This is a genomic window from Gordonia insulae (assembly GCF_003855095.1).
GTDB lineage: Bacteria > Actinomycetota > Actinomycetes > Mycobacteriales > Mycobacteriaceae > Gordonia > Gordonia insulae.
The window spans coordinates 4,149,511-4,175,857 of record NZ_CP033972.1 but is presented as its reverse complement, the minus strand read 5'-3'; the positions used below and the strand labels follow the sequence as shown (position 1 = coordinate 4,175,857).

General features: G+C 67.3%; 21 protein-coding genes. 7 read left to right on the top strand and 14 right to left on the bottom strand.

Annotated features, from left to right (window positions below):
* The first annotated feature begins 82 nt into the window (after positions 1-82).
* Positions 83-1,336 carry a formamidase gene (fmdA, locus tag D7316_RS18985; protein ID WP_124709648.1) on the top strand — a complete coding sequence of 418 codons (1,254 nt, stop codon included), beginning with the start codon at positions 83-85 and terminating at the stop codon, positions 1,334-1,336.
* 422 nt (positions 1,337-1,758) lie between these two features.
* Positions 1,759-3,009 carry an HNH endonuclease gene (locus D7316_RS18980; protein ID WP_124709647.1) on the top strand — a complete coding sequence of 417 codons (1,251 nt, stop codon included), beginning with the start codon at positions 1,759-1,761 and terminating at the stop codon, positions 3,007-3,009.
* 137 nt (positions 3,010-3,146) lie between these two features.
* On the opposite strand, the gene D7316_RS18975 is transcribed toward D7316_RS18980, so the two are convergent.
* A complete protein-coding gene (locus D7316_RS18975) occupies positions 3,147-4,388 on the bottom strand; it encodes a fatty acid desaturase family protein (RefSeq protein WP_124709646.1) in 1,242 nt (413 codons plus the stop codon).
* A gap of 8 nt (positions 4,389-4,396) precedes the next feature.
* The gene (locus tag D7316_RS18970) at positions 4,397-5,509 is read right to left on the bottom strand and encodes a ferredoxin reductase (RefSeq protein WP_124709645.1); all 1,113 of its coding nucleotides are present in this window, start codon (positions 5,507-5,509) and stop codon (positions 4,397-4,399) included.
* A gap of 138 nt (positions 5,510-5,647) precedes the next feature.
* Between D7316_RS18970 and D7316_RS18965 the strand changes: the two genes are divergently transcribed.
* Positions 5,648-6,376, top strand: coding sequence for a phosphatase PAP2 family protein (locus D7316_RS18965; protein WP_124709644.1), 729 nt, complete (start codon positions 5,648-5,650; stop codon positions 6,374-6,376).
* On the opposite strand, the gene D7316_RS18960 is transcribed toward D7316_RS18965, so the two are convergent.
* Genes D7316_RS18960 through D7316_RS18925 form a run of 8 tightly spaced genes read right to left on the bottom strand, consistent with a single transcriptional unit; the run spans position 6,301 to position 14,971 of the window.
* Positions 6,301-7,296, bottom strand: a complete 996-nt coding sequence (locus D7316_RS18960) for a 2-hydroxyacid dehydrogenase (protein ID WP_124709643.1) — start codon at positions 7,294-7,296, stop codon at positions 6,301-6,303. The two genes, D7316_RS18965 and D7316_RS18960, sit on opposite strands and share 76 nt — an antisense overlap.
* A gap of 4 nt (positions 7,297-7,300) precedes the next feature.
* The gene (gene gudD / locus D7316_RS18955; protein ID WP_124709642.1) at positions 7,301-8,635 is read right to left on the bottom strand and encodes a glucarate dehydratase; all 1,335 of its coding nucleotides are present in this window, start codon (positions 8,633-8,635) and stop codon (positions 7,301-7,303) included.
* Positions 8,636-8,656: 21 nt separating this feature from the next.
* A complete protein-coding gene (locus D7316_RS18950) occupies positions 8,657-9,376 on the bottom strand; it encodes a sulfite exporter TauE/SafE family protein (protein WP_124709641.1) in 720 nt (239 codons plus the stop codon).
* Positions 9,373-10,419, bottom strand: a complete 1,047-nt coding sequence (locus tag D7316_RS18945; protein WP_124709640.1) for an ABC transporter ATP-binding protein — start codon at positions 10,417-10,419, stop codon at positions 9,373-9,375. The genes D7316_RS18950 and D7316_RS18945 overlap by 4 nt, the downstream gene beginning before the upstream one ends.
* A complete protein-coding gene (locus tag D7316_RS18940) occupies positions 10,412-11,431 on the bottom strand; it encodes an ABC transporter ATP-binding protein (RefSeq protein WP_124709639.1) in 1,020 nt (339 codons plus the stop codon). The genes D7316_RS18945 and D7316_RS18940 overlap by 8 nt, the downstream gene beginning before the upstream one ends.
* Positions 11,428-12,426, bottom strand: a complete 999-nt coding sequence (locus tag D7316_RS18935) for an ABC transporter permease (protein WP_124709638.1) — start codon at positions 12,424-12,426, stop codon at positions 11,428-11,430. Before D7316_RS18935 ends, D7316_RS18940 begins: the two co-directional genes overlap by 4 nt.
* A gap of 26 nt (positions 12,427-12,452) precedes the next feature.
* Complete coding sequence (locus tag D7316_RS18930; protein ID WP_124709637.1) at positions 12,453-13,379, bottom strand: ABC transporter permease; 927 nt, start codon at positions 13,377-13,379, stop codon at positions 12,453-12,455.
* A gap of 17 nt (positions 13,380-13,396) precedes the next feature.
* On the bottom strand, positions 13,397-14,971 hold the full coding sequence (locus D7316_RS18925) for an ABC transporter substrate-binding protein (RefSeq protein WP_124709636.1): 1,575 nt from the start codon (positions 14,969-14,971) through the stop codon (positions 13,397-13,399).
* 381 nt (positions 14,972-15,352) lie between these two features.
* Here D7316_RS18925 and D7316_RS18920 point away from each other — a divergent pair, with 381 nt between their 5' ends.
* Both D7316_RS18920 and D7316_RS18915 read left to right on the top strand, forming a co-directional pair.
* A complete protein-coding gene (locus D7316_RS18920) occupies positions 15,353-16,396 on the top strand; it encodes a 2-hydroxyacid dehydrogenase (RefSeq protein WP_124709635.1) in 1,044 nt (347 codons plus the stop codon).
* On the top strand, positions 16,393-16,788 hold the full coding sequence (locus tag D7316_RS18915; protein ID WP_124709634.1) for a universal stress protein: 396 nt from the start codon (positions 16,393-16,395) through the stop codon (positions 16,786-16,788). The genes D7316_RS18920 and D7316_RS18915 overlap by 4 nt, the downstream gene beginning before the upstream one ends.
* A 21-nt stretch (positions 16,789-16,809) precedes the next feature.
* Here D7316_RS18915 and D7316_RS18910 read toward each other — a convergent pair whose 3' ends face one another.
* The 4 genes from D7316_RS18910 to D7316_RS18895 form a co-directional block, all read right to left on the bottom strand.
* Positions 16,810-17,703, bottom strand: coding sequence for a LysR substrate-binding domain-containing protein (locus tag D7316_RS18910; protein ID WP_124709633.1), 894 nt, complete (start codon positions 17,701-17,703; stop codon positions 16,810-16,812).
* Positions 17,704-17,818: 115 nt separating this feature from the next.
* Entirely contained in the window at positions 17,819-19,084 is a 1,266-nt protein-coding gene (locus D7316_RS18905) for a glucarate dehydratase family protein (RefSeq protein ID WP_124709632.1), read from the bottom strand.
* Positions 19,084-20,019: a 5-dehydro-4-deoxyglucarate dehydratase gene (locus tag D7316_RS18900; protein WP_124709631.1), complete on the bottom strand. Its 936-nt coding sequence runs from the start codon at positions 20,017-20,019 to the stop codon at positions 19,084-19,086. The genes D7316_RS18905 and D7316_RS18900 overlap by 1 nt, the downstream gene beginning before the upstream one ends.
* A 43-nt stretch (positions 20,020-20,062) precedes the next feature.
* Positions 20,063-21,673 (bottom strand): aldehyde dehydrogenase (NADP(+)), encoded by a 1,611-nt coding sequence (locus tag D7316_RS18895; protein WP_124709630.1) that lies wholly within the window; start codon positions 21,671-21,673, stop codon positions 20,063-20,065.
* A 222-nt stretch (positions 21,674-21,895) separates the two neighbouring features.
* Between D7316_RS18895 and D7316_RS18890 the strand changes: the two genes are divergently transcribed.
* Positions 21,896-22,717: a class I SAM-dependent methyltransferase gene (locus D7316_RS18890; RefSeq protein ID WP_124709629.1), complete on the top strand. Its 822-nt coding sequence runs from the start codon at positions 21,896-21,898 to the stop codon at positions 22,715-22,717.
* A gap of 216 nt (positions 22,718-22,933) precedes the next feature.
* On the top strand, positions 22,934-26,248 hold the full coding sequence (locus D7316_RS18885) for a BTAD domain-containing putative transcriptional regulator (protein WP_124709628.1): 3,315 nt from the start codon (positions 22,934-22,936) through the stop codon (positions 26,246-26,248).
* Positions 26,249-26,347 lie beyond the last annotated feature (99 nt).

Genomic DNA, 26,347 nt, shown 5'->3' with positions numbered 1-26,347 from the left:
GCATCGTTGACGCTGCCGGCGTCGGCTGCCGTCACTACACTCGACCACGGACCACCCGTCGGATGAGATGAGGGAGTTTGCCGTGCCCGAGTTGTTGTTCCCGTTGGATTCGTCGAAGAGTTTCACCGATCAACAGATCGTCGGCCACAATCGCTGGCACCCCGACATCCCGACGGCCGTGACTGTCAAACCGGGTGATTCCTTCCGCGCTCATTGCCGCGAATGGTTCGACGGCGCGATCCACAACGATGATTCCGCCGATGACATCCTCAACGCGCCGCTCAACAATGTGCACACCTTGTCGGGTCCGTTCGAGATCGAGGGCGCCGAGCCCGGCGATCTCCTCATCGTCGACATCCTCGACGTCGGGCCGATACCGCAGGAGGACTCCGGTCCGCTGGCCGGACAGGGGTGGGGCTACACGGGCATCTTCGCCACCCGTAACGGTGGCGGATTCCTCACCGAGCAGTTTCCCGATGCCTACAAGGCGATCTGGGACTTCAGCGGGCAGCGGGCGACGTCGCGGCATGTACCGCACGTCGCGTACACCGGCATCGTGCATCCCGGATTGATGGGCACGGCGCCGTCCACCGAACTCCTGGGCAGATGGAACTCCCGTGAGGCGGCCCTCATCGCCACCGATCCCGATCGCGTTCCACCGCTGGCCCTGCCGCCGCAACCGGACGGCGCCATCCTCGGATCACTCACGGGGGCCGAATTCGACCGTGTAGCAGGCGAAGCCGCGCGTACCGCTCCGCCGCGGGAGAACGGCGGCAATCAGGACATCAAGAACCTCACCAAGGGCACCCGCGTGTTCTATCCGGTGTTCGTCCCGGGGGCGAAGCTGTCGTTCGGCGACCTCCACTTCTCCCAGGGCGACGGCGAGATCACCTTCTGCGGTGCGATCGAGATGGGCGGATTCATGGATCTGCATGTCGATCTCATCAAAGGCGGGATGGAGACATACGGCGTGCACGAGAACGCCATCTTCATGCCCGGCAACACCGACCCGCAGTACTCGGAGTGGATCGCGTTCTCCGGAACGTCGGTGACCCTCGACGGCGAGCAGCGCTATCTCGACTCCGACCTCTCCTATCAGCGCGCCTGTCTGCACGCGATCGACTACCTCACCAAGTTCGGCTACAGCCCGGAGCAGGCGTACCTACTCCTGGGCTCTGCGCCGATCGAGGGCAGGCTGTCCGGCGTGGTCGACATTCCCAATTCGTGTGCGACGGTGTACATCCCGACCGCGATCTTCGATTTCCCCATCGGCCCGTCGAAAGACGGTCCGGTACAGATCGATCCGGGTATGGGAGCTCCGACGGCGAGCTTCTGACGCCGGCGTCGTGGCCATCCGGGTGGGTGTCCGCGGCCGCTTCTGATTCTGTCGGTGGTTGCCGGTAGCTTGGTCCCCAACAGATCAATGATGACAGCGAAGCTGGCTGACAGGACATCCAGTTCTGTCAGCCGGAGATTCCGGTGGTGTTGTCCTGCAGATGATTCCGAGCCTGCCGGTGGTTGCCGGTATGCTCTTCCCAGAAGGTCGAGATGACGACGCACACCGCGGGACCGAGAAGTTCGACGATGTGCACACCTTGTGACGACGCGAACGAATGTGTCGGTACCCACCGATAGGTTGGTTCCGAACAGATCTTTTGATGACAGCGAAGCCGGGTGACAGGACAGCCAGATTCTGTCACCCAGAGAAACGATGACGACGCCTGACAGCCGTAACCGTGTTCTCTGAAAGGCCCCGCCATGACCACCGTGTCAGACCTTCCCACCCTCACCGACACCCTGCGCGACCTCAACGTTGATGACGACGACCTGTCGGGCCGGGACGCGTTCAACGCGATGCGCACCATCCTTACGCTACGCAACCTGATCGACCACCACGCCGCACACCTGGTCGCCACCCTCGACCGCCTGGGCGTCGCCACCACCCACGGCCGCACAACACGAGAACTGTTGATCGTCATGGGCTACGCACCCGCGGTCGCCGCACGCCTGATCCGCATCGCCGGCTCCACCACCACCCTGCCGACCCTGCACGCCCACGCCGCCGACGGCGCCATCCCCGCCGAACACATCGACGCCATCACCACCGGCATCACCCACATCGCGCAGCGATCACCCCAACCCGTCGACAGCGAGGCTCGCTACACCCAGGTCAGCGACCTGCTCGGCCACTACTTCTCCGGCGCCACCCCCGCCCAGATCGCACACCGCGCCAAACAACTCGGCAACGACCTGGCCGCCACCACCGCCGGCGGGTTACCCGCCGGAGAAGACCGCACCCTCAACACCCTCACCCACCACGAAGACCACGGACGCCTCCACATCCGCGCCGACCTCGACACCGAAGTCGGCGAAAAACTTCAGGCCGCCCTCGAACACTTCGGCGCACCCCGCCCCGAACCCGACGGCTCCCCCGACGCCCGCTCCACCGCCCGCCGCCACGCCGACGCCCTCGAAACCGTTTTGGACCTCGCCGCCCGCGGCGACACGACCACCTCCACACCCCGACCCCAAGTGCTGATCACCGTGCCCGCCGAACGCCCCACCACCGCCACCCTGCAGTTCATGGGATCACTCACCGAAACCACCCTGCAGCAGTTGTCCTGTGACGCGACAGTCACCACCGTCATCATCGACGACCAACAGGTCCCCCTACAGCTCAGCAAAAACGACCGCTTCTTCACCGGACACCTCCGCACCGCCCTCTACATCCGCGACCAGTGCTGCATCAAATGCGGCGCACCCGCCGCCCGCTCCCACGGCCACCACATCCAACACTGGGCCCACAACGGCACAACCGTCCTCGACAACGGCTGCCTACTCTGCCCGTCCTGCCACGCCGACATCCACCACAACGGCTGGGACGTCATCATCGGCACCGACAACCACCCCTGGCTCATCCCACCCGCCACCGTTGACCCCCAACGAACACCCCTACCCGCCTACAACCGACGCACCCTGACCCTCGACAACCTACCCACCGCCGCCTGACACCCACCCCAACAAACACCCACGCACCCGACACACCGCCGGGACCGCAACCGTCCCTTGACAACTCCATAGAGTGAAACGGTACGGCTCCCCGCCGTTGATCGACGTGGATCAACGGCGGGGGCTGGGGTCCGCCCTTACGCGGCTGCCCGCACCGGCGCTTTCTTCAACTCCCGCAGGGCAGTTCGCAGTCCGCGCCGCCGTCCGGTGGCCGGGTCGACACCGAAGTGATCCTGTACGCCTTCACGCACCGCGAACCGCAATTCCGATGCGGTCTCCGGCGCGTCGTCGGTGGTCGCCTTCAGCAGTGCATTGGGCAATGCCAACTTGGTGATTGTGCGGAACGACTGGAAGTACTGGTGGACAATCGAACCCGTCGTGTAGGGGAGATCGTACTTGTCGCACAGCTCACGCACGCGGACACCGATCTCCTCGTACCGACTGCTCGGCAGGTCGGGGAACAGGTGGTGCTCGATCTGGTGACTGAGGTTGCCGCTCATGAATCGCATGAGCGGTCCCGCCCGGAAGTTGGCCGAGCCCAACATCTGTCGCAGATACCAGCGCGGCTGGTCCTCGTTCTCGTACTCCTCCACCGTGAACTTCTCCGCTCCATCCGGGAAGTGCCCGCAGAAGATGACCATGTACGCCCAGTAGTTGCGGACGATGTTCGAGGTGAAGTTGGCCGTGATCGTCGACTTCCAGTTCGGCCCCGCCAAGGCCGGGAAGATGAGATAGTCCTTGGCCGCCTGTTTACCGACCTTGCGGCCGATGATCCGCAGATCCTTGAGCGCCTGCCGGTACGACTTCTCCTTCTTCCGAAGCTTCTCCGTCTCCAGATGATGCAGCGCCACACCGTATTCGAAGAACGTTCCGAGTGTGAAGTTGTAGATCGGGTTACCGACGTTCCACCATTCCCACGGCTGATCGCGGGTCACCCGGAGAATCCCGTAACCCACGTCGTCATCCATGCCGACGACGTTGGTGTACTTGTGGTGCACGAAGTTGTGCGAGTGCTTCCATTGCACGCTCGGGCACGTGGTGTCCCACTCCCACGACGACGAGTGGATCTCGGGGTCGTTCATCCAGTCCCACTGACCGTGCATCACGTTGTGCCCGAGTTCCATGTTCTCGATGATCTTCGCCAGCGACAGCATCGCGGTGCCGGCCACCCAGGCCGACTTGCGGTTGCTGAACATCAGGACGACACGGCCGCCGGCAGCGAGGCTGCGCTGCACGGTGATCGCCCGGCGTATGTAGCGGGCGTCCGCCTCGCCGCGCGACTCCTCGATGTCGCGTCTGATCGCGTCGAGCTCGGCCCCCAGAGCCTCGACGTCGGCGTCGGTCAGATGTGCATATTGATCGATATCGGTGATGGCCATGCCGCCCCCTAGAGGTCGATTGTGCATTCTCCGGACACGCTGCTGATGCAGGTCTGGATTCGTTCTCCTTCGCGGTGTTCGTCGCCGCTGCGCAGGTCACGCACGTAACCCGCAGCGAGTGGAACAACGCAGGTCTGACAGATCCCCATTCGGCATCCGAATGGCATCTGGATACCGAGATCCTCGCCCGCCTCGAGGATGGTGGTCGCGCCGTCGATCTCGACGCTCTTGTCCGACTTGGTGAAGGTCACCGTGCCGCCTTCGCCGCCGACGTCGGTACGGGCGATCGCGAAGCGCTCGATGTGGAGCTGTTCGCGCAGCCCCTCCTCGGCGTAACGCTCCTCCACCGTATCGAGCATCGCGACCGGTCCGCAGGCCCAGCACGACCGATCGCGCCAGTCGGGGACCTCGGAATCGAGCTGATCGATGTTGAACTTGCCCTTCTCCCGGGTCAGCTGCAACTGGAGGTCGTAGGACAGCAGGTCGCCGTCCATCTTCTCCATCTCCTCGAGAAAGATGACGTCGTCGCGGGTCGGCGCCGAATGCACGTGCACGATGTCGGGCTGCTGGTCGCGCGCTCTCAGCGCCCGGAGCATCGACATGACCGGCGTGATCCCGCTGCCCGCAGTGATGAAGAGGAGACCGTCGGGCAACGGCTCGGGCAGATGAAAGTCGCCCTTCGGCGCCGCGAGCCGGATGATCGTGCCCGGTGACACGCCCTCGACGAGGTGGGCGGACAGGAACCCGTCGGGGTTGGCCTTGACCGTGATCGCAATCGTCTTGTCGACCTCGTCCCCGATCGAGGTCAGCGAGTACGAGCGCCAATGCCACCGCCCCGCCACCTGGAGCCCGATGCCGACGTACTGACCCGGCTTGTACGAGTCGGGAAATCCCCACCCCGTGCGGATCGTGACCGTGGCCGTGTCCTCGGTCTCCCGCACCACGTCGATGACCCGACCCCGCAGCTCACGCGCCGACCACAACGGGTTGACGAGGTGCAGGTAATCGTCGGGCAACAACGGTGTCGTCGCACGGGCGATCAACCCACGCACGATGTTGACCTGGGGTTTCTTTGCGTCGACCCCCACTGCGGGCCGCTTGCTCCACTTCAGTAGATCCATACGGGACTCCTCCCAGCCCTTGTGCACAACTGTACACAGAGTCTGTGTCTCCGGTCACAGATAACGATCTTGCAGCACATCGATTGTCCTCAGGTTTCCCGCAGGGCGTTCCCAGATTCGCACCCTAACGTCGGGAACATGACCGCAACTGTCGCTGCGCCGCGACCCAAGTCCCTCTCACGCGCAGCGGTGGTTGCGGTCGCACTCCTCCTCAGCGCCGCGGGAGTCTTCCTGGCGGCGGTGTGGACGCCGACCGGACAGCGCATCGACCAATGGCTCCTCGAACTCGGCCGGCAGGTCCCCGCGACCGACATTCCGCCGATTCTGCGGATCGACGTCGTCTCCAGCCCACTGCTCTGGCTCGCGGTGGCAGCCGTCGTGGTGGTCCTGATCCAGCTCCGCCGGTTCCGCGCCCGATCGGATGCGCGACGCACCTTGACGGTGACCGCCGCGTTGATCATCTTCCCGCCGGTCGCCGTCCTGTGCGCCCGCGTGCTACGCGATCACGTGCTGACCCGCCCGCAGCTACACGACTGGATCGCGGAGACCGCCAACTCCGCGCCGAGCGGTCATGCCGCGGCGGTCGCCGCCGTCGCGGTGGTGCTCGTCCTGGCGACACCACCGAGGCTGCGCGTGCTGACGACGATCGTCGTGGGCGGCTGGGCCGCGATCATCGGTCTCGAACTCATCGCGGCAGGCTGGCACCGCCCCAGCGATGTGCTGATCTCGGTGCTGCTCGTGGCGGCCGCCGGCGTGCTGCTACCGGATCCGTGGCGCCCGAGCGTCCGGTCTCACCGGACCGGCCAGACCACCCGGTCCAGCGACCGTCCGTCGGACAACCGGGAGATGTTGTCCGCGATGTCGTGAACGCGCCCGACGAACGTGTCGCGGGTGACGCCCGACGTGTGCGGGGTCATCAACAGATTGGGCAACTCGTCGAAGGGCAGCTCTGACGGCCGTGCCCGGTCGGCATCTGCCGCGTCCCCACCGCTCGGATACCGATACCAGACATCGATGGCCGCGCCGCCGATCACGCCGTCCCGCAACGCCTCGAACAGCGCACCCTCCGCAACCAGCGGACCGCGTCCGACGTTGATCAGGATGCCGTTGGGACCGAGCGCCTCCAGTTCGGCATCCCCGATCATGCCCGCGGTCCGGTCGGTCAACGGCGCGGACACCACCACCACGTCGGCCTCTTTCATGAGGCGGCCGAGTTCCGTGGTGTCGGCGTGCCAGTCGAGTCCGCCGGCGTCGCCGACCCGCCCCGATCCGGTCACCGCGCACCCCCGGGCACCCAGTGCACCGAACAGATCCGCGGTTCGACGTCCGATGTGGCCGAAGCCGACATAGCCGACCACCGCGCCCCGCATCGTCGGCGGCTGCGGCGGACCGTCCTGATACACCGATGTCGCCCACACGCCCTGTCGCAGGGCGGCGTCCTGGCCGATCAGCCCACGCCGCAACATCACCGCGGCCGCCATGATGTACTCGGCGATCGAGTCCTCGTGATGAAAGGTGTTGGCCACCCGAGTGTCCGACGAGAGGTCGGCGAAGCTCACCTTGTCGGTACCGACACCTCCGATGTGCACGAGCCGCAATCGTCTGCCGGCCCGGGCCATCGCGGGCGTCACCCGACCGCCGACATAGACGTCGGCATCACCGAGGTCGGCGACCACCGCCTCCTCGTCGAACCGCTCATGCCACGACAGCGTGACGTCGGCGGGTATCAGGGACACCAGCAGTTCACGGTGCGGCAACAGGTTCCGCTCGCCTACGACGACCTTCACGAGCTCAGCTCCGCACGAGCGCCGGGCGCTTGCTGTCGAACGACCAGTCTGGGATGAGGAACTGCATGCCGATCGCGTCGTCGCGGGCGCCGAGCCCCTCCGAGAGGTACAGGCGATGCGCCTTCTCCACCTGGTCCATGTCGAGGTCGACACCGAGGCCGGGCCGGTCCGGCACCGTGAGGTGACCGTCGACGATCTCGTACGGATCGACGGTGAGCCGCTGCCCGTCCTGCCAGATCCAGTGGGTGTCGATCGCGGTGATGTCGCCCGGCGCCGCGGCCGCGACATGGGTGAACATGGCCAACGAGACGTCGAAGTGGTTGTTGGAGTGCGAACCCCAGGTCAGACCCCAGGCGTCGCACATCTGGGCAACGCGCACCGAGCCGGCCATCGTCCAGAAGTGGGGATCGGCGAGGGGGATGTCGACGGCGTTGGTGCGGATGGTGTGCCCCATCTCCCGCCAGTCGGTCGCGATCATGTTGGTCGCGGTCGGCAGGCCGGTGGCCCGCTTGAACTCGGCCATGATCTCGCGGCCGGAGAAGCGGCCCTCCGGCCCCACCGGATCCTCTGCGTAGGCGACGACGTCGCGCAACCGGCGACCGATGCGGATCGCCTCCTCGAGCAGCCACCCCCCGTTGGGGTCGAGGGTGACCCGCGCCGTCGGGAAACGATCGGCGAGGGCGGTGACGACCTCGGCCTCTTCGTCGGGTGCGAGCACGCCACCCTTCAGCTTGAAATCGGCGAATCCGTAACGCTTCTGGGCTGCCTCGGCGAGCGCGACGACACCATCGGCGTCGAGCGCCTCCTGGTGGCGCAGCCGGAACCAGTCGTCGGTCTCGCCGGAGCCGTCGGCATAGTCGAGGGTGGTCCTGGTGCGGTCGCCGACGAAGAACAGGTAGCCGAGGGCGGCGACCCGATCCCGTTGCTGCCCTTCGCCCAGCAGCGCCGCGACGGGCACCTGCAGGTGCTGTCCGAGCAGGTCGAGCAATGCCGACTCGACGGCGGTGACCGCGTGGATGGTGATCCGCTGGTCGAACGTCTGGTCGCCGCGGCCACCCTTGTCACGATCGGCGAAGGTCCGCCGGATGTCCTGCAGCACGGCGTTGTACTCGCCGATGCCACGGCCCTCGACGATGGCCCGCGCGTCGGAGAGTGTGGTGCGGATCGGCTCGCCACCGGGCACCTCGCCCACACCCTGATGACCCTCGGAATCGGTGAGGATGACCAGGTTCCGGGTGAAGTAGGGCGCGTGGGCACCGGAGAGGTTGAGCAGCATGGAGTCACGGCCGGCGACCGGAACCACCCGCATCTCGGTGACCGTCGGAGTCATTGTCGTCATGATGGGTCCTTTCGAAGAAGGTCAGAAGAAGATCTGTTGACCGATGAGCAGCACGGCGCCGAGTCCGGACACCGTGATCGACACCGTGCGCAGCCGGTCCTTGTCCAGGAAGCGGTTCACGAAGCGCGAGGCCACGAAACCGAGCACGACGACTGGTGTCAGCGCGACGAACGCCCACATGATGTCGGTGTGCAGACTTCCGGTGGCGGCCAACGCGGCGAGCGACATCAGGCTGCCCACCAGGAAGAAGGCGCTCAGATTGCTGCGCACATGTGCGTTCTCCTCGCCCGAGTACACCAGCGCCATGGGTGGGCCACCGATCGATGTCGCCGTGCCCAGCAATCCGGAGGCGGCCCCGGCCGTCGCCAGGTTGCGCCGCATCCGGGCCGGCTGCCAGCCGACGGACGCGACGGCCACCCCACCCAGGACCACTGCCGCAAGTAGCAGCGAGAGGCCACGCGTCGGCAGCCACACGAGGAGCAGCGCCCCCGCGATGGTGCCGGGGACCCGGCCGATCAACGCCCACCCGGTGCCACGCAGATCGAGACTCTCCCGCTCGCGGATCACCACCATCAGGGTGACAACCGTCGCCGACGCGATCAACGTGCCGGGGAGCAGCGCCGGTGCGATCAGCGCCACGACCGGCGCGGCCAGCATCCCCATCCCGAAGCCGATCGACGCCTGCATGCAGGACGCGAGGAACACGGCGACGCCGATGACGGCGAAGGCCACGACACTCACGCCACGGCGGGCATGCCGAGAGTGACGCGCCCGCGCGGGTGGTAGCACTCGGCGATGTGGCCGGGCTCGGCATCGTCGGTGACGGTCGGCGGCAGCTCGGTGGCACAGATGTCGGTCGCATGGGCACAGCGGGTGCGGAACCGGCAGCCCGACGGCGGGTTGAGCGGCGACGGTACCTCGCCGCTGAGCAGGATGCGCTGCCGCCGGGTCGCCACATCCAACGTGGGAGCCGCAGACATCAGGGCCTCGGTGTACGGGTGCGCGGGATGGTCGAACACCGCTTCGGTGGAGCCGGTCTCGACGATCCGTCCCAGATACATCACCGCCACCCGGTCGGCGACGTGACGCACCACCGACAGGTCGTGCGAGATGAAGATGTAGGAGATGTCGAGTTCCTGCTGCAACTCGTTGAGCAGGTTCAGGACCTGCGCCTGCACCGACAGGTCGAGCGCGGACACCGGCTCGTCGCAGATGATGACCTCCGGGTTCAGCGCGAGCGCACGGGCGATGCCGAGCCGCTGACGCTGACCACCGGAGAACTCCTGCGGGCGGCGGTTCTCGTCGCTGGGCCGCAGACCGACCAGGTGCAGCAGTTCACGGACCCGGGCCGCGCGGTCCCGCTTGCGCGGGTAGAGGTCCCGGTGGGTGCGCCACGGCTCGGCGATGATCTCCGCCGCGGACATCCGGTTGTTGAGCGACGCATACGGATCCTGGAACACCATCTGCACCTTGCGGCGCAGCGCCAGCAGATCCTTGCCCTTGAGCTTGTACGGATCGGTGCCGTCCCACCGGACGGTGCCGGTGTTGGGGCGTTCGAGCATCATCAGGGTGCGGGCGAGAGTCGATTTGCCGCAACCGGATTCGCCGACCAGTCCGAGCGTCTCGCCGCGGCGCAGATCGAGGTTGATCCCGTCGAGTGCCCGGAGTTCCTTGCGCCCGGACTTACCGGACACCGAGAAGGTCTTGCCGACGTCCCGGACCTCGAGGACCTGGGGTTCGTCGGTGCCGGACGGGGTGGCATCGGGCGCGGTTGACTCAGACATTGCTGATCTCCTCGGAGAAGTGGCAGGCGGCGGCACGGTGTTCGCCGACGATCGTGAGCGTGGGTCGCTGTTCGATGCAGGCAGCGCGGGCCAGCGGGCACCGTGCCTGGTAAACGCAGCCGGACGGGATGGAGTGCAGGTCCGGCGGGGTACCGCCGATCGACTTGAGGTCGGCCCCGCGCTCGGCGCTGACCGGGACCGAATCCAGGAGTCCCTTGGTGTACGGGTGTTTCGGATTGCCGAACACCTCGGCGACCGGGCCGGTCTCCACGACGTTGCCGGCGTACATGATCGCCACCCGGTCGGCCTGCTCGGCGACCAGCGCCAGGTCGTGGGTGATGAGGACGACGGCCATGTCGTGCTCTTCCCGCAGCCGTTGCAGCAGCGCCATGATCTGCGCCTGCACCGTGACGTCGAGTGCGGTGGTCGGCTCGTCGGCCAGCAACACCTTGGGGCTCAACGCGACCGCCATCGCGATCAGCAGACGCTGCCGCATACCGCCGGAGAACTGATGCGGGTAGGAGTCGATGCGCGACTCCGGCTCGGGGATACCGACGTGCCGCATCAGTTCGATGGCCTCGTGGCGTGCCTTCTTCCGCGACATCTTGCGATGGATACGGAACGGTTCGGCCAACTGGGTGCCCACCGGATACACGGGATTCAACGCGGTCAGCGCGTCCTGGAAGACGATCGCGAGCTCGGTGCCGGCCATCTGCCGGCGCACCGATTCCTTGGCCGTGACCAGGTCGACGTCGTCGAGGGTGACCGATCCGTCGGTGATGGAGGCGATCGGCTCGAGCAGTCCGACGAGCGCCTGCGCGGTCATCGACTTGCCGCAACCCGATTCGCCGAGCAGTGCCAGGGTTTCGCCGCGTCGGGCGCGGAAGGAGACGTGGTCGACGGCCCGGACGGTCCCGGTGGGGGTTCGGAGGTCGACGGTCAGATCCGAGACCTCCAGGGCGACACGGTCATCGGTGTCGGTCGGGGGCCGATCGAGGGTGGGGGCGCTCATCGCACAGCCTTTCGTGACGAGAAGATGGAGGTGCGGGCCTTGGGAGTGGTCAGGCGCCACCGCTGGCCGGGATCGGTCGCGATGCGCGCCCACGCCGCCAGCAGGGTCGCCGACACGGTGGTGATCACGATGGCCAGGCCGGGGAAGAACGAGAGCCACCAGGCGGTCTGCAGGTAGGTTCGGCCCTGCGACACCATCAGGCCCCAACTGATGTCCGGGGGCTGAATGCCGATGCCCAGGAAGCTCAGCGACGACTCGGCCAGCATCACGTAGCAGAAGTCGAGGGTGGCCACGGTGAGGATGGTGGGCAGCAGGATGGGCAGCACATGTCCGCGCAGGATCTGTCCGCTGCTCGCCCCGAAGGTACGGGCCGCGTCGACGAACACCCGGCTCTGCAGTTCGGCCGACTCCGCGCGAGCGGTGCGCAAGTAGATCGGGATTCGGGTGATCGCCAGTACCGCAACGATGTTCGCAGCGCTCGGGGAGAAGACGAACAGCACGACGACGGCGAGCAGCAGCGACGGGAAGCTCATGATGACGTCGGCGACGCGCATCGCGGTGGTCTCGCGCCATCCGCGGTGATAGCCGGCCCACATGCCGATCGCGGTGCCGATGACACAGGAGATCAGCACCGCGGGCAGCGACACCATCAGGGTCGTCTGGCAGGCGACGACGAGGCGGGCGAGCATGCTGCGGCCGAGCGGATCGGTGCCGAGGACGTTCATCCAGCCGGTGTCGAGGTTGAACGGTGCCAGATTGGACTCGTCGAGGTTCTGGTCGGTGGCCGCGTCGCCGACGAGCCACGGGCCGAAGACGGCGACCAGCAGCACGAAGGTGAGGATCGCGGCGGCGACCGTGGCGAACTTGTCGCGCAACAGCAGTCGCCACAGTGGGAGTTGGCCGGACGGGACCTTCTTGGCCGCGACCGAGTCGCCCATGGGATCGGTGGACGCGACGGGACTGGTGGCGTCCAGGGGTTCGGTGACTATCGACATGATGTTCTCCTGTGTTCCTTACGCCTCTAGACCGTGGCCTTGTCGCGAACGCGCGGGTCGAGCAGGGCCAGGCCCGCGTCGATCACGATGTTCAGGATGAAGATGCTGACGGCGGTGAGCAGCACGGCTGCCTGCAGGACCGCGAAGTCGCGTTGGAGAATCGAGTCGATCATCAGCTTGCCGATACCGGGCCAGCCGAAGATCGCCTCCACCACGACCGCGCCGTTGATGAGGCCCACGGCCAAGTCGCCGGCGACGGTGAGGGCCGGGGCGGCCGCGTTGCGCAGCGCGTGGTGGGTGACCACCCGCAGATCGCCTGCGCCCTTGCTGCGGGCCACCTTCACGTACGGGGCCGACAGTGCCGACACCATCGCGCCGCGCACCACCTGGGTGAGCACGCCCAGCGGCCGGATCATCAATGTCGCGATCGGCAGGACCCAGGACAACACACCGCCGGTACCCGAGGTGGGCAGCCACCCGGCGACAACCGCGAAGATCCAGATGCCGGTGATGGCGAACCAGAAGTCGGGGACGCTGGCCGCGGTCATCGACAGCAGGCTGGAGAATCGGTCGGCGATCGAGTTGGGACGGTAGGCGGCCCAGCAGCCGATGATGACCGAGCCCAGGATCGACAGCAGCAGCGTCACGAAGGCCAGCTGCAGTGTGGCGGGAAACGCTTTGAGCGCCATACCCGCAGCCTCTTGGCCGGTCTTGAGTGATTCACCGAAGTCGAGGTGGATCACTCCGGACAGGTAGTCGAACATCTGCTGCCAGATCGGCTTGTCCAGACCGTGCGCCGCCGCGAACTCGGCGCGCTGGTCGGGGGTCGCCGACACCGGTAGGTAGAGGTTGGTGGGATCGCCGGTCAGTCGGGCCATGAAGAAGACGCCGAACAGGACGATGACCAGCGGGATCAAGCTGGTGAACATCCGGCGCCGGAGGAAGGTGAACATCGGTCATCGCCTCTGTTTCAGTCGTTGGATGAGGTGGCGTGGGTCATCTCGGCGAGACGCATCTCGTCGCCGGTGGCCGAATTGGGCTGGTACGCAACCTTGGGGGACTTGGCCAGGACAGCTTCCATGTGGGCTATGTAGGCGTACTGGCGGATCTTGGTGGGCTCGTCGGCGAGCACCTGGGCGAGCGCGTTCTGGCGGGCGTCACCGGTGAGCGCTTCGGCCTTGCGGATCTCCTCGTCGTATTCCGTTGTGCCGAAGGTGCTCTGGTAACCGTCGCTCAGCATGTACTGGTCCAGGGTGAACTGGGTGTCACCGGCTTGGTTGCCGTGCATGATCATCAGCAGCACGGGCCCGGAACCGGGCACGAATGGCCGGGTCTGGTACTGCATCTGACCGGAGGTGTCCATCATCTCGATCTTGACGTCGAGACCGATCTTGCTGAGCGAGAACTGGATTGCCTCGATCGTCTCGTTGATCTTGGGGAACTGTCCGGTACGGCCGATGAGGCGGATCGTGCGGTCGACGGGCACACCGTCGGCGCGCGCCTCGTCGATGAGCTTCTTCGCATGGTCGAGGTCGTAGGCCGTCGGCGTCACCTGGTCGTTGTAGCCGACGATGCCCTTGCCGACGAGTTGGCCTGCCGGCTTGCCGAGGCCCTGGAAGAGTGCGTCGACGATGCCGTCGCGGTTGATGGAGTAGGCGATCGCCTCACGGACCCGGATGTCGTCGAGCGGCGCGTCGGTGCCCTGCATACGCAGTGCGGTGGTCTCGTTGTTGACGTAGGCGGTACCCAGGTCGCCGGCGCCGTCCTCGGGTCCGAGCGAGGTGGCGAGGTCGGCCTCGTCGTTGGTGACCATCGCCGCGCGCACGCTGCCCTCACCACGCCACTGGTAGATGGCGCGATTGAACTGTGGTGCGTCGCCGTGATAGTTCGGGTTGGCCTTGAGGGCGATCCGCTGCCCGGAGTCCCAGAAGTCGACCATGTAGGGCCCGGTGCCGATCGGCTGGCGCACCTTGGCGTCGGGGTCGGTGGTGCGCGGCACCATCTCGATGAAGGAGAGGCGCAGCGGCAGGATCGGATCGGGCGCCTCGGTGCGGACCTCGACGGTGTTCGGGTCGACGACGTTCACCTCGGTCTTGCTGTCGTCGAAGACGTAGCCGTTGACGTCGCAACCGATCGCGCCGTTGAAGGTGCGCTTGATGGAGAACGCGGCGTCCTCTGCGTCGAAGGTGGCTCCGTTGCTGAACTTGACCCCGGAGACGGTGGTGAAGCGCCAGACATTCGGCTCGACCTGCTTCCACCCGCTCGCGAGCAGCGGCTGCAGCTCACCGGTGGTGGGATTGCGCTCGATGAGCGGCTCGGTGATGTTCGAGCGGACCACGACGCCGGTGGCGGTGAGCGAGGCGTCGCACGGCTCGAGGGTCGGCGGCTCCTGCGGGAGCACGATACGGAGGGTGTCGGGGCTGGCGCTCTCGCTCTGGGTCGTGTTGGCGACACTGCAGCCGCTGACGGTCAGCAGTGCCACCGCCGAGGTGGCCAGGACGCCGGCAATGCGGCGTCGCGGGGATCGCAGAGATGCGATCTGCATGGGAACCTCCGATGAAGACGGACTACGGGTGACTCACTGCGCGTGACCCTGGGGGCTGGGACCGCGGTTTGTGACGGTAGACACACGCTAAGAGCGTCCGAACGATGCCGTCAACAGCGCAAAAGCCCAGCAAACAGCGTTTTTCGCGGGTTTCGGCGCCTCGACGGCGGGCCACGGCGAGCAGTGTCGCGGGCCCGAAACCGGTCCTGACCTCACGATTCCCACCGGGTCGACACATCCGTCGAATCGACGCCCGACGCGTCCATACAGTTTGGGTATCGATCCATGTTATTTGCGTGTTGGACAGGTATTCGCAGGCCGCCCTACCGTGGATTCATCCACTCCGGACATCTCTGTGTCCCGACCGGTCGAGGAGGACCGATGCGCAGCAGCCTCACCACCACCGCGGGATCACCCGAAGTCATTGCCGGACAAGAACTCCCGGCAGCGACGGGCAAGGTTCTCCGGGTCGGTCCGTTGAAGCCCTCCCTCGAGCAGGAGTTGACCACCGACTTCCACGCCGTCCGCCTCCCCGACGGCGACGCGCGGGCGCCCTTCCTCGCCGAATACGGCGATCAGGTGACCGCGGTGGTCACCTCCGGACGCACGGGAGTCGATGCCGACCTGATGGCCGCGCTGCCCCGACTCGGCGCGATCGTGCACTTCGGCGTCGGCTATGACACGACCGACGTCGATCGGGCCGCCGAGCTCGGTATCGGCGTCAGCAACACCCCCGACGTCCTCACCGACTGCGTCGCCGACACCGCGGTCGGGCTGCTCCTCGACACCATGCGCGGCTTCACCGCGGCCGACCGCTTCGTACGCGCCGGCCGGTGGCCGGCCGAGGGGAACGTCCCGTTGACCCGCAAGGTGTCCGGCGCGCGGGTCGGCATCCTGGGCCTCGGCCGGATCGGGTCGGCCATCGCCGACCGACTGTCCGCATTCGGGTGCCAGATCTCGTATCACAATCGGCGGACCGTCGACGGTTCGCCGTTCCGGTACGCGGCGTCGCCGGCCGAACTCGCAGCGAGCGTCGACGTCCTCATCGTCGCGGCCGCAGGCGGCTCCGGGACACGTCACCTGGTCGACCGTCAGGTACTGGAAGCCCTCGGGCCCAACGGGTTCCTGATCAACGTCGCCCGCGGGAGCGTGGTCGACGAGGACGCCCTCGTGGAGCTGCTGCAGGACGGGCGCCTCGCCGGCGCCGGCCTCGACGTGTTCGCGAACGAACCTCAGGTTCCGGCCGAGTTGATCGAGCTCGACAACGTCGTGCTGCTTCCCCATCTGGCCAGTGGCACCGTCGAGACACGTGCCGCGATGCAGGACCTGACGATCCGGAACCTCACCGCCTACCTGCAGACCGGGGATCTGGTCACGCCGGTCGTCGTACCGAATCCGGCCGTGCGCGGAAAGGATGCCCGATGAGCGTCGTACTGAGCTATCTCCCCACCCCCGAGGGCCGTGGCGCCCTCGCGTTCGGCTTCGCCGAGGCGCGGATGCGGGGCAGCGAACTCGTGGTGGTCGCGGACGGCGAGAGTGCGGCGACGCCGGAGTTCCTCGTCGATCTCGAGAACGCACGTTCGACCGCCGAGGCGGACGGGGTGGACTATCGCGTCGCGGAGAACGACCCCGCCCTCTCGCACGCCGATCAACTGATCGATGCGTCCTACGACGAGGCGGTCGAACTGCTGGTGATCGGCCTCAAGCGCCGTTCCCCGGTCGGCAAGCTCCTCACCGGCAGCGCAATGCAACGCGTGCTACTCGACGCCCAGTGCCCGGTCGCCGCGATCAAGCCGCCGGTGCGGGCGGCGGTCTGAGGCCGCCCATCCCGGTGTGAGTCAGATCCACTCCCGCTCGGGCAGAACGTCTCTCATGAGGCGCGCCAGCGCGGGATTCGGATTGTCCGCCCGCCACGCGACGTTCATCTGGACCGGCCGGTCACGGATGGCCGTCACCTCCTTGAAGACGACGCCATCCGGATGCATGGTCATCGCCGACTCCGGCACCAGCGCCATCCCGAGTCCGGAATGCACCAGCACCAGCATCGTGTGCACCTGCGTCACGTACTGGACGTACCGCGGCGAGGCGCCCACCGCGGTGAAGCTGCTGATGAGGAGTTCGTTGAAGTAGCGGGCGTCGGTCGGCGAGTACATGATGACCGGCTGGCCGTCGAAGTCCTCGATCGCCAGGTGCTCGACACCGGCCAGTTCATGATCGGCGGGCAGTGCCGCGACGAGACGCTCGTGGTGCAGGGCCCGTGTGTGGATACCCGGGCGTGAGATGGGCGGTCGCACGATGCCGAGGTCGAGATCACCTGCGGCCAGCGCCTCCACCTGCGCCGCCGTCACCATCTCGCGCAGGACCAGCCGCACATCGGGCAGACGTTCACGCGCGGTCTGCATCAACCTGGGCAGCACCGCGCGGGCGGACGCACCGGTGAACCCGATGTTGACGGTGCCCAGATCCCCGGCCGGCACCCGGCGGACGGTGAGCGCGGCACCCTCGGCCAACGCAACGATCCGTCGGGCATCCGGCAGGAAGGCCGCACCCGCCGCGGTCAGCGACACGGCGCGGCTGCTGCGCTCGATCAGCTGTACGCCGAGCTCGTGTTCGAGCTGCTGGATCTGCCGGCTGAGCGGCGGCTGGGTCATGTGCAGGCGTTCAGCGGCACGGCCGAAGTGCAGCTCCTCGGCGACGGCGATGAAGCACGAGAGGCGCGACAGGGAGAACATCGATCCACTTTCGGTATCACGCGGCGGTTGGTAGCTCACGCTAGTGCACCGCGCCCCGAAGCGGGGTCTATTCTCCTCGGCGGCCTATGAGGGGGGACGATTGCCGCAACTCACCTCACCAACGCGGACTGGTGTTCTCGAAACCCGCGTCGATCGACTGCATGTAGCCGGTGTCGTCGCGGTCGCGGATGCCGCAGTCGAGATACTGCTGATGCAGCCGCTCGAGGGCGTCCTCGTCGATCTCGACGCCCAGGCCGGGGCCCGTCGGCACCGGGACCGCGCCGTCGGAGAAGCCGAGTACACCGGGTTTCACGACGTCCTCGGTCTTCCACGGCCAGTGGGTGTCACAGGCATAGGTGAGATTCGGTGTCGCGGCGGCCAGATGCACCATCGCGGCCAGGCTGATGCTCAGATGCGAGTTGGAGTGCATCGACAGCCCCATGCCGAACGTGTCGCAGATGGCAGCAAGCTGACGCGACCGTTGCAGTCCGCCCCAGTAGTGGTGATCGGACAACACCACCGACACCGAGTTCTTCACCACGGCGGGCTTGAGGTGATCGAAGGCGACGACGCACATGTTGGTGGCCAACGGCATCTTCGCCTCGGCGGCGACCTCGGCCATGCCGTCGAGGCCCGGGGTCGGATCCTCGAGATACTCGACGATGCCGTCGAGTTCGGCGGCCACCCGCACCGAGGTGTCGACGGTCCACGCGGCGTTCGGGTCCAGGCGCAGCGGGATGTTCGGGAACTCGGCATGCAGCGCCTTGATGGCGGCTACCTCCTCATCGGGCGGGAACACTCCACCCTTGAGCTTGATCGCGGTGAACCCGTACTCGTCGATCATCCGGTGGGCCTGACGGATCAGGCCGGCCGGATCGATCGCCTCGCCCCAGCCATCGTCGGCCGCGCCGGGATGGCCTGCCCATTTGTAGAACAGGTAGGCACTGAACGGGACCCGGTCGCGCACGGCGCCACCGAGCAGGTCGCTGACCGGTCGGCCCAACGCCTTGCCCTGGATGTCGAGGCAGGCCACCTCGAACGGGGAGAACACCCGATCGGTGGTGCTGGCGGTGGTGATCATGCCGGCCACCCCGTCGCCGCCGGTCACCGTCATCCGGGACACGCGCTGGTCGATGGCGTCACGAATCCGGTTGAGTGCGAACACATCGAGCCCGATGATCGCCTCGGCCGCCGCCTCCATCCGGGTGATGTGAGCGGTGTCGGCGTAGGTCTCCCCCACTCCGCGCAGACCGCCGTCGGTCTCGATCCGGATGATCGCGCGCAGCGCGTACGGCTGATGCACGCCGACGGTGTTGAGCAGTGGCGGGTCGATGAACGCGACCGGGGTGACCGTCACCCCGGTGATTGTGGTGGGCTGCATCACGCGGTCGCATTCGCGGCGAGCGAGCTCGCCAGCACCGAGCGGCCGGCCGCGGTGATGCGCTCGAGTTCGGCCTGGTGCTCGGCGGTGAGCGCCACCAGCGGCGCGCGGACCGGTCCGGCGTCGATGCCCTCCATCGTCACACCGTGCTTGACGAGCGAGACCGCGTAGCCGGGCACCTTGTTGCGCAGTCGCACGAGCGGGTGGAAGAAGTCGCGGAGCAGCGCGTCGGTGAGCTCGGCGTCGTCAGTCTCGAGCGCGTTGTAGAACGCCAGTGCCAGTTCAGGGGCGAACGCGAAGGTGGCCGACGAGTACAGCGTGACGCCGATGGCCCGGTAGGCCTGCTGGGTGATCTCGGCGGTGGGCAGGCCGTTGAAGAACAGGAACTCCTTGCCGGAGTCGGCCAGTGCCTCCTTCACGGAGATGACGATGCGTGAGACGTTGTCGAGATCGCCGGTGCCGTCCTTGAATCCGATGACGGTGGGCAGTTTGGCGACCTCGATCGCGGCCGCTTCGTCGAAGACGGCGTTCCCGCGGTTGTACACGATCAACGGCAGGTCGGTGGTGGCCGCGACGGAACGCGTGTACTCCGCGAGACCGGCAGGCGGCATCGTCACGAGATACGGCGGGAGCAGCAGGATGCCATCGGCGCCATGCTCTTTCGCGCTGGCCGCGAACTCGCGTGCCTGCACCAGGGAGCCACCGGCACCGGCGAACACCGGGACACGGCCGGCGACGGTGTCGACGGCGCACTGCACGATGCGGCCGAACTCGGCCAGTCCGAGGGCGTGGAACTCACCGGTACCGCAGGCGACGAACACTCCGCCCGGGCCGGCGGCGACGCCACGGTCGATGTGCTCGGCCAGACGCTGGTAGTCGACCTCGCCGTTGCTGTCGAAGGGGGTGACGGGAAAGAACAGGACGCCGTTGAGCATTGGAACTCCTTGGGAGGGGTGAGGTGACGAGAAGCGAGGGGAATCAGTCGCGGGTGAGTTCGCCGTCGACGCGGCGCCAGATCTGTTCGGGGTTGCCGTCGGCGATGGCGGGCGGAAGCAGTCCGGCCGGGACGTCCTGATAGGCGACGGGCCGCAGGAATCGTTCGATGGCAAGCGAACCGACCGAGGTGGTACGGCTGTCCGAGGTCGACGGGTACGGGCCGCCGTGCACCATCGCATGACCGACCTCGACACCGGTCGGCCAGCCGTTGAACAGGATGCGTCCGGCCTTCAGTTCGAGCAGTTCCAGCAGCGCACCCGCGTCGTCATGATCGGTGTCGTCGACGTGCACGGTCGCGGTCAGCTGGCCCTCGAGCTTTGCGGTGACGTCGCGGACCTGCTGCTGGTCCCGGCACTTCACGACGAGGCTGGATGATCCGAAGACCTCCTGCTGCAACTGTTCCGAGCCGAGGAAGGTGTCGGCGTCGGTGCTGAACAACGCCGCCCGGCAGGCGTTCGGCGACGTCGTCTCGGAGCCACGGGCCACCACCGTCGCGGCCCCGTCGAACTCGTCGATGCCCTGCGCAAAAGTCCGCGCGATGTTCGGGGTGAGCATCGGCGTCGGGGTGGATCCCCGCACGGCCTCGGCGGCCGCGTCGATGAAGGTGTCGAGATCAGGGCTGTCGACGGCGATGATCAGGCCGGGGTTGGTGCAGAACTGACCGGACCCCATGGTCAGCGACCCGACGAAGGCCCGGCCGAGATCGGCCGCCCGGCTACGCAGCGCGCCCGGCAGCGGATAGACCGGGTTGATGGAGCTCATCTCGGCGTAGACCGGGATCGGCTCGGGACGGGTGGCGGCGGCACGCACGAGAGCCGTTCCGCCGGAACGGGACCCGGTGAAGCCGACGGCCTTGATGTTCGGGTCGGTGACCAGCGCGATGCCCAGCTCCGGCCCGCTGCCGAAGAGCAGGGAGAACGTGCCGGCGGGCATGCCGGTGGCGGCGACGGCCTCGGTGATGGCGCGACCGACGAGTTCCGACGTGCCGGGGTGGGCGTCGTGCGCCTTGACGACCACCGGACAGCCGGCGGCGAGCGCAGAGGCGGTGTCGCCGCCGGCCACCGAGAAGGCGAGCGGGAAGTTGCTGGCGCCGAACACCGCGACGGGTCCCAGGGCGATCTTGCGCTGCCGGATGTCGGCGCGCGGCAACGGCGTCCGGTCCGGTTGCGCCGGGTCGATGCGGGCGCCGTGCCAGCTGCCCTCGCGCAGGACCGAGGCGAACAGGCGGAGCTGACCGCTGGTGCGGCCGACCTCGCCGGTGATACGCGGAACCGGCAGTCCGCTCTCGGCGGTGGCCCGTGCCACCAGGGTGTCGACGGCGGCGTCGAGGTTGTCGGCGATCGCGGTCAGGAACTCGGCACGCTGCGCCGAGGACGTGTTGCGGTAAGTGGCGAACGCCGCCGCGGCGGCCGCCGTGGCGGCGGCGACGTCTTCGGCGGTGCCGTGCGCGTAGGCCGGCTGAAGTCGTTCGTCGGTGGCCGGGTTGATGGCGTGCACCGCGCTGCCCGTGCCGGTGACGTACTCACCGGCGATGATCATCTGTCCGGTCAATGTCGCGGTCGCCGGCGCCTGAGTTGATTGCGCGGTGGTCATTGCGTCCATCCTTTGGTCGGCGGTCGAGGTGGTGCGGCTCCGGTCGCGTCGGGGATCACCTGACGCGACCCGAGCCATGCTTCGACGGTAGGACCGTGCATCCATACATGTCCAAGTCAAATGTGGATGCCATCGATACTGACACGGTATCGACACTGTTCACCACGTAGTGAGCCTCGGTCACACTGGCGATTTAGGCAACCCTTCCTTACGCTGGTCGCCATGGGTGAACCCGTATCTCTGGGTGAGGTGCAAGAGACTCTGCTGATTCCGCTCTACGGACGGGCCCGCGATGCCGGGGACACCCGCAGCATCTTGGGTGACGACATGGCGGTGAAGCTCGTCGAGGAGATCGACTACGACTTCGCCAAGTTCACCGGGCCCTCGCTCGGCGGCGCGGTCCTGCGCGCGTCGATCTTCGACCAGTACGTCCGCGACTTCCTCGACGAGCATCCCGATGGCACGGTCGTGGATCTGGGCTGCGGCCTGTCGACCCGCTTCGACAGGCTCGACAACGGCCGCGTGCGCTGGTTCGATCTCGATGTCGACGACACGATGGCGTTGCGGCGCAAGTTCTTCGAGGACACCACTCGGTACACGATGATCGCCGGGTCGTTGTTCTCGACGGAATGGTACGAGCAGGTCCGGGAACGTTCGGGGCCGGTGTTCCTGCTCAGCGAGGCAGTCCTGCTGTACTTTCCGCCCGAGGAGGTCAACGCGGTGTTGGGTCAACTGGCGCAGGCATTTCCGTCGACCCCCCTCGCCTTCGACACCGGCGGTCCGATCATGATGAACAACCAGGACCGTAATCCGGATTTCCGACAAGTGCCTGCGCGGATGAAGTGGGTCTGCGAGGACCCGAGAACGCTGGAACAGTTCGGGCTGGCGCTCGTCGAATCCCGCACTTTCGCATCCCCGCAACGCGAGGTCGCGAGTCGGTGGCCGGCGAAGCATCGGTACGGGATGCGCGCGCTGAGCTGGTTCCCGCCTGTCCGCACCTACAAACTCAACCTGTTTCGCACCGAGATGTCCGAACCGTCGTGACCACCCCTGCTACGCCCGCACCCGACCCCCGGGCCTGAAGGCGTACGTTGATGTCGACGACGGCCGCCCCATCCACCGCGGATCATCCGCTACCTACCGCACCCGGCCCCACCTGCACCGATCCGCCCGACTGAACGACAGGCGAAGAGTCGCACGCAGCCGCTATCCTCTCGACAGAGCGCCGAACGCCGGTGACGATGACGAGGAGGGTGAGCGATGTCGAGCGACGTCGAGCCACCGTCCGCTGTGTCGGTCACCATGTCCGGCACGGTCGGCATCGAGGTCGCCGGCCGACCAGCTGAGGTCAAGTCGCGTCGTGAGCGGGCGGTGCTGGCACGGCTGGTGGCCGCCGACGGACACGTCGTGTCGACGGACCGTCTGATCGACGACCTGTGGAACGGTGAGCCGCCGCCGAAGGCACTCGGCGGACTCCAGGTCCACATCTCGAATCTGCGCCGCATCCTGGAGCCCGGCCGCCCACCGCGCTCGCCTGCTCGGATCTTGGTCAGCGAAGCGCCCGGTTACGCACTCCGCGTGCCTCGCGACGCCGTGGATCTGTGGCGGTTCGAGGATCTGGTGACCCCCGCCGACGGTGACCCCGATGTCCGGTACGACCGCCTCGGCGAGGCACTCTCACTCTGGCAGGGCGCACCGTTCGGCCCGCACGCGACCGACGAGTGGGCACGCGCCGAAGTGGTCCGTCTCGATGAGCTGTATCTGACCGGTGTCGAGCACCGCGCCGCGGCGGCCCTGGATCTCGGCCGACCCGCCGAGGTGGTGTCCGCGCTGACCGGTCCGTGTGAGCGTCATCCTGCCCGCGAGGAGTTGTTCCGGCTCCGCGCGCTGGCGCAGTACCGGCTCGGCCGGCAGGCGGATGCGCTGCACACCCTTCGGACCGTTCGTGAGTACCTGGCCGACGAACTCGGCGTCGACCCCGCTGCGCCGATCCGCGAGCTGGAAGCCGCCATCCTGCAGCAGGATCCGGGCCTGCAACTGCCGCAGCCGACCGCCCCGGCCACCTCACCCCAGCCGACACCTGCGAGCGCGGCGTCGACGACCCCCCGGGGCCACGAGTTCGCCGGTCGCGAGACCGAGTTGGAGAAACTCGCCACTCACGCGGACTCCGTGCTGCGAACCGGCTTGCGGATCGTCTGGATCACCGCAGAGGCCGGCGGCGGCAAATCGACACTCGCGCAACTGACTGCAGGTCGTCTGCAGGCAGCGGGGTGGGCATCGGCCGTCGGGCACTGTCCCGAGGTCGAGGGCGCGCCGACCGCCTGGGCGTGGCGGGAGATCGTCGGCGAACTCGGCGGTGACAACGAACTCGACGACCCGTTCCTGATCGCCCGACAGGTGCGCGCCCTGTGCGAGAGTGGGCCTTCCGGAGATGCCGGGACCGTCGTGGTCCTCGACGATGCCCACCGCGCCGACAGCGCGACCCTGCAGGTGCTGCGGCAGATGGTGACCTGGTTGTCTGATCGCCCGGTGTTGGTGATCGCGACCTACCGACCCTCGGAGGCGGGCACCGAACTCATGGCGACGGGTGCATCCCTCGTCTCCGTCACTGCCGACATCCTGACGCTGGCCGGCCTGTCCGACGACGGCATCCGGGCACTGGCCGCCGAGGTCGGGCTCGATCCGATCGACGATGCGACCCTCTCGCTGTTGCGATCGCGCACCGACGGCAACCCGTTGTTCGTGCGCGAGCTGGCCAAGTTGGTGGCGTCGCGGGGCTCGCGTGACGCGCAGACCGCGGTACCCAGCGGTGTGCGAGAGGTACTGCTGCACAGGGTCGAACGCCTCCCCGACGACACCGTCACGATGCTCCGTCTGCTCGCGGTCTGTGGCCGGGGCGCCGACGTCGACACCCTCGTCGCGCTCTGGGCGGACCCCGCCGACGCCGAGGATGCCGTGCTCGACGCGATCGACACCGCCGTCGTCGCGGGACTGCTGACGGCCGAAGTCGACCGTGTGTGGTTCAACCACGTCCTGATGCGTGACGCCGTCTACGACAGCATCCCGTCCCTCCGGAGACGTCGACTGCACTGGCGCACAATGGAGTATCTCGAATCCGTCCCGCGTACCGCCGCCGACGAACTCGCCGTACACGCCGCGCTGGGCGCATCGGGCTCGACCGCCGAGCGCGCGCTGCACGTCGTCGAGTCCGCCGCACGACATCGTCTCGACTCCGATCTGGCCGCAGACTCCGCCCAACTCTGGCAGCACGCCGTCGACCTTCATCTGCTGGCCGGGCATGACCGGGATGGCGCCGACACGGCCCTGCGCGTCGCGCTGGTCGGTGCGCTGGGCGATCTGGTCACGGCCCTCGCACATCGTGGCGAGATCTCCCTCGCCCGCACCCGGAGAGAAGAAGCCGTGCGGTTGGCGCGATCGATCGGCGACCTCGCCGTGATCCGATCGGCCCTGACCTGTTGGCGCACACCGACGATCTGGACGACACGCGTCAAGGGCATCCCGGACGAGGTCATGACCGACGCACTGCAGGAGGCACTCCCCGGGAGCACCGGCGCCGACCGCGTCCGACTGCTGGTGACGGCGGTGTTCGAGTACGAGGGGAACCAGGAGCAGCGCGCCAGCGACTACGCCGCCGAGGCACTCGAACTCGCCGATGCGCTCGGTGACCTCGAACTGCGTTGCGCGGCACTCAATGCTCGCGTGTACACCTCGCTCGGTCCGGACCGTCGGGGGGAGTACCCCGCGCTGGCCACCGAGTTCGTCGCCGTCGCACAGCAAGCCGGAAGTCTCGAATACGAGGCGGCGGCACGGTTCTTCCTGTTCCTCGTGCACACCAGCCGCACCGACCTGCCTGCCGCGGTGGCCGAGGTCGACCGCGCGATGCAATGCGCCACCAGCGGACGGGTCGGCGAGCTGGTGGTGGTGCTGTCGTCGTTCAACGCCGTCCTCGATCTGATGCGGGGACGGCTCGAGGCTGCCGAACAGTCGTATGTCCTGCTCGGTATGCAACTGACCGCCGCGGGCCTGCCGTCGGGCACGGACCTGCAGAAAGTCGGCGAGCTGTCCATCGGCTGGGCGCGCGGCTCGATCGGCTTCGTGCTCGAGTACGCCGCAGCCTGGTACGAGCGCGCGCCCGACACCGTGTCGTGGGTCTACGTGCTGGCACTCCTGGAGGCCGGGCATGAGGACGAGGCGCGCGCGATCGCCGAGAGCGACCCCCACGTCACCCGGGACTACTACTGGACGACGATCGAGGTCTTCCACGCACGTGCTCTGGTGCGCCTCGGCATGATCGACGACGCACGACGGCTCTACGCGATCCTGAAGGACTGGTCCGGCACCGTCGCCGGCCTCGATTCGGCCAGCGTCTCGTTCGGCCCGATGGATGTGGTGCTCGCCGAGCTCGCCGAACTACTCGGCGATGATGCAGCGGCAGAACGACATCGGCGAATCGCCGAGGAAGTGCAAGAGAAGATCCGGCACGGCCTCGCGGTGATCGACGCCCCGCCGTCCCAGCCACCGATGGTCCAGTCCCCCCAACCGCTGGTCGAGTAGCGACGAGCGAACGTAGTGAGCCCGACGCGTATCGAGACCACACCCAGCACCACCACCCGACCACAGATGACGGCGAACGTATCGGTCAGCGTGACGTTC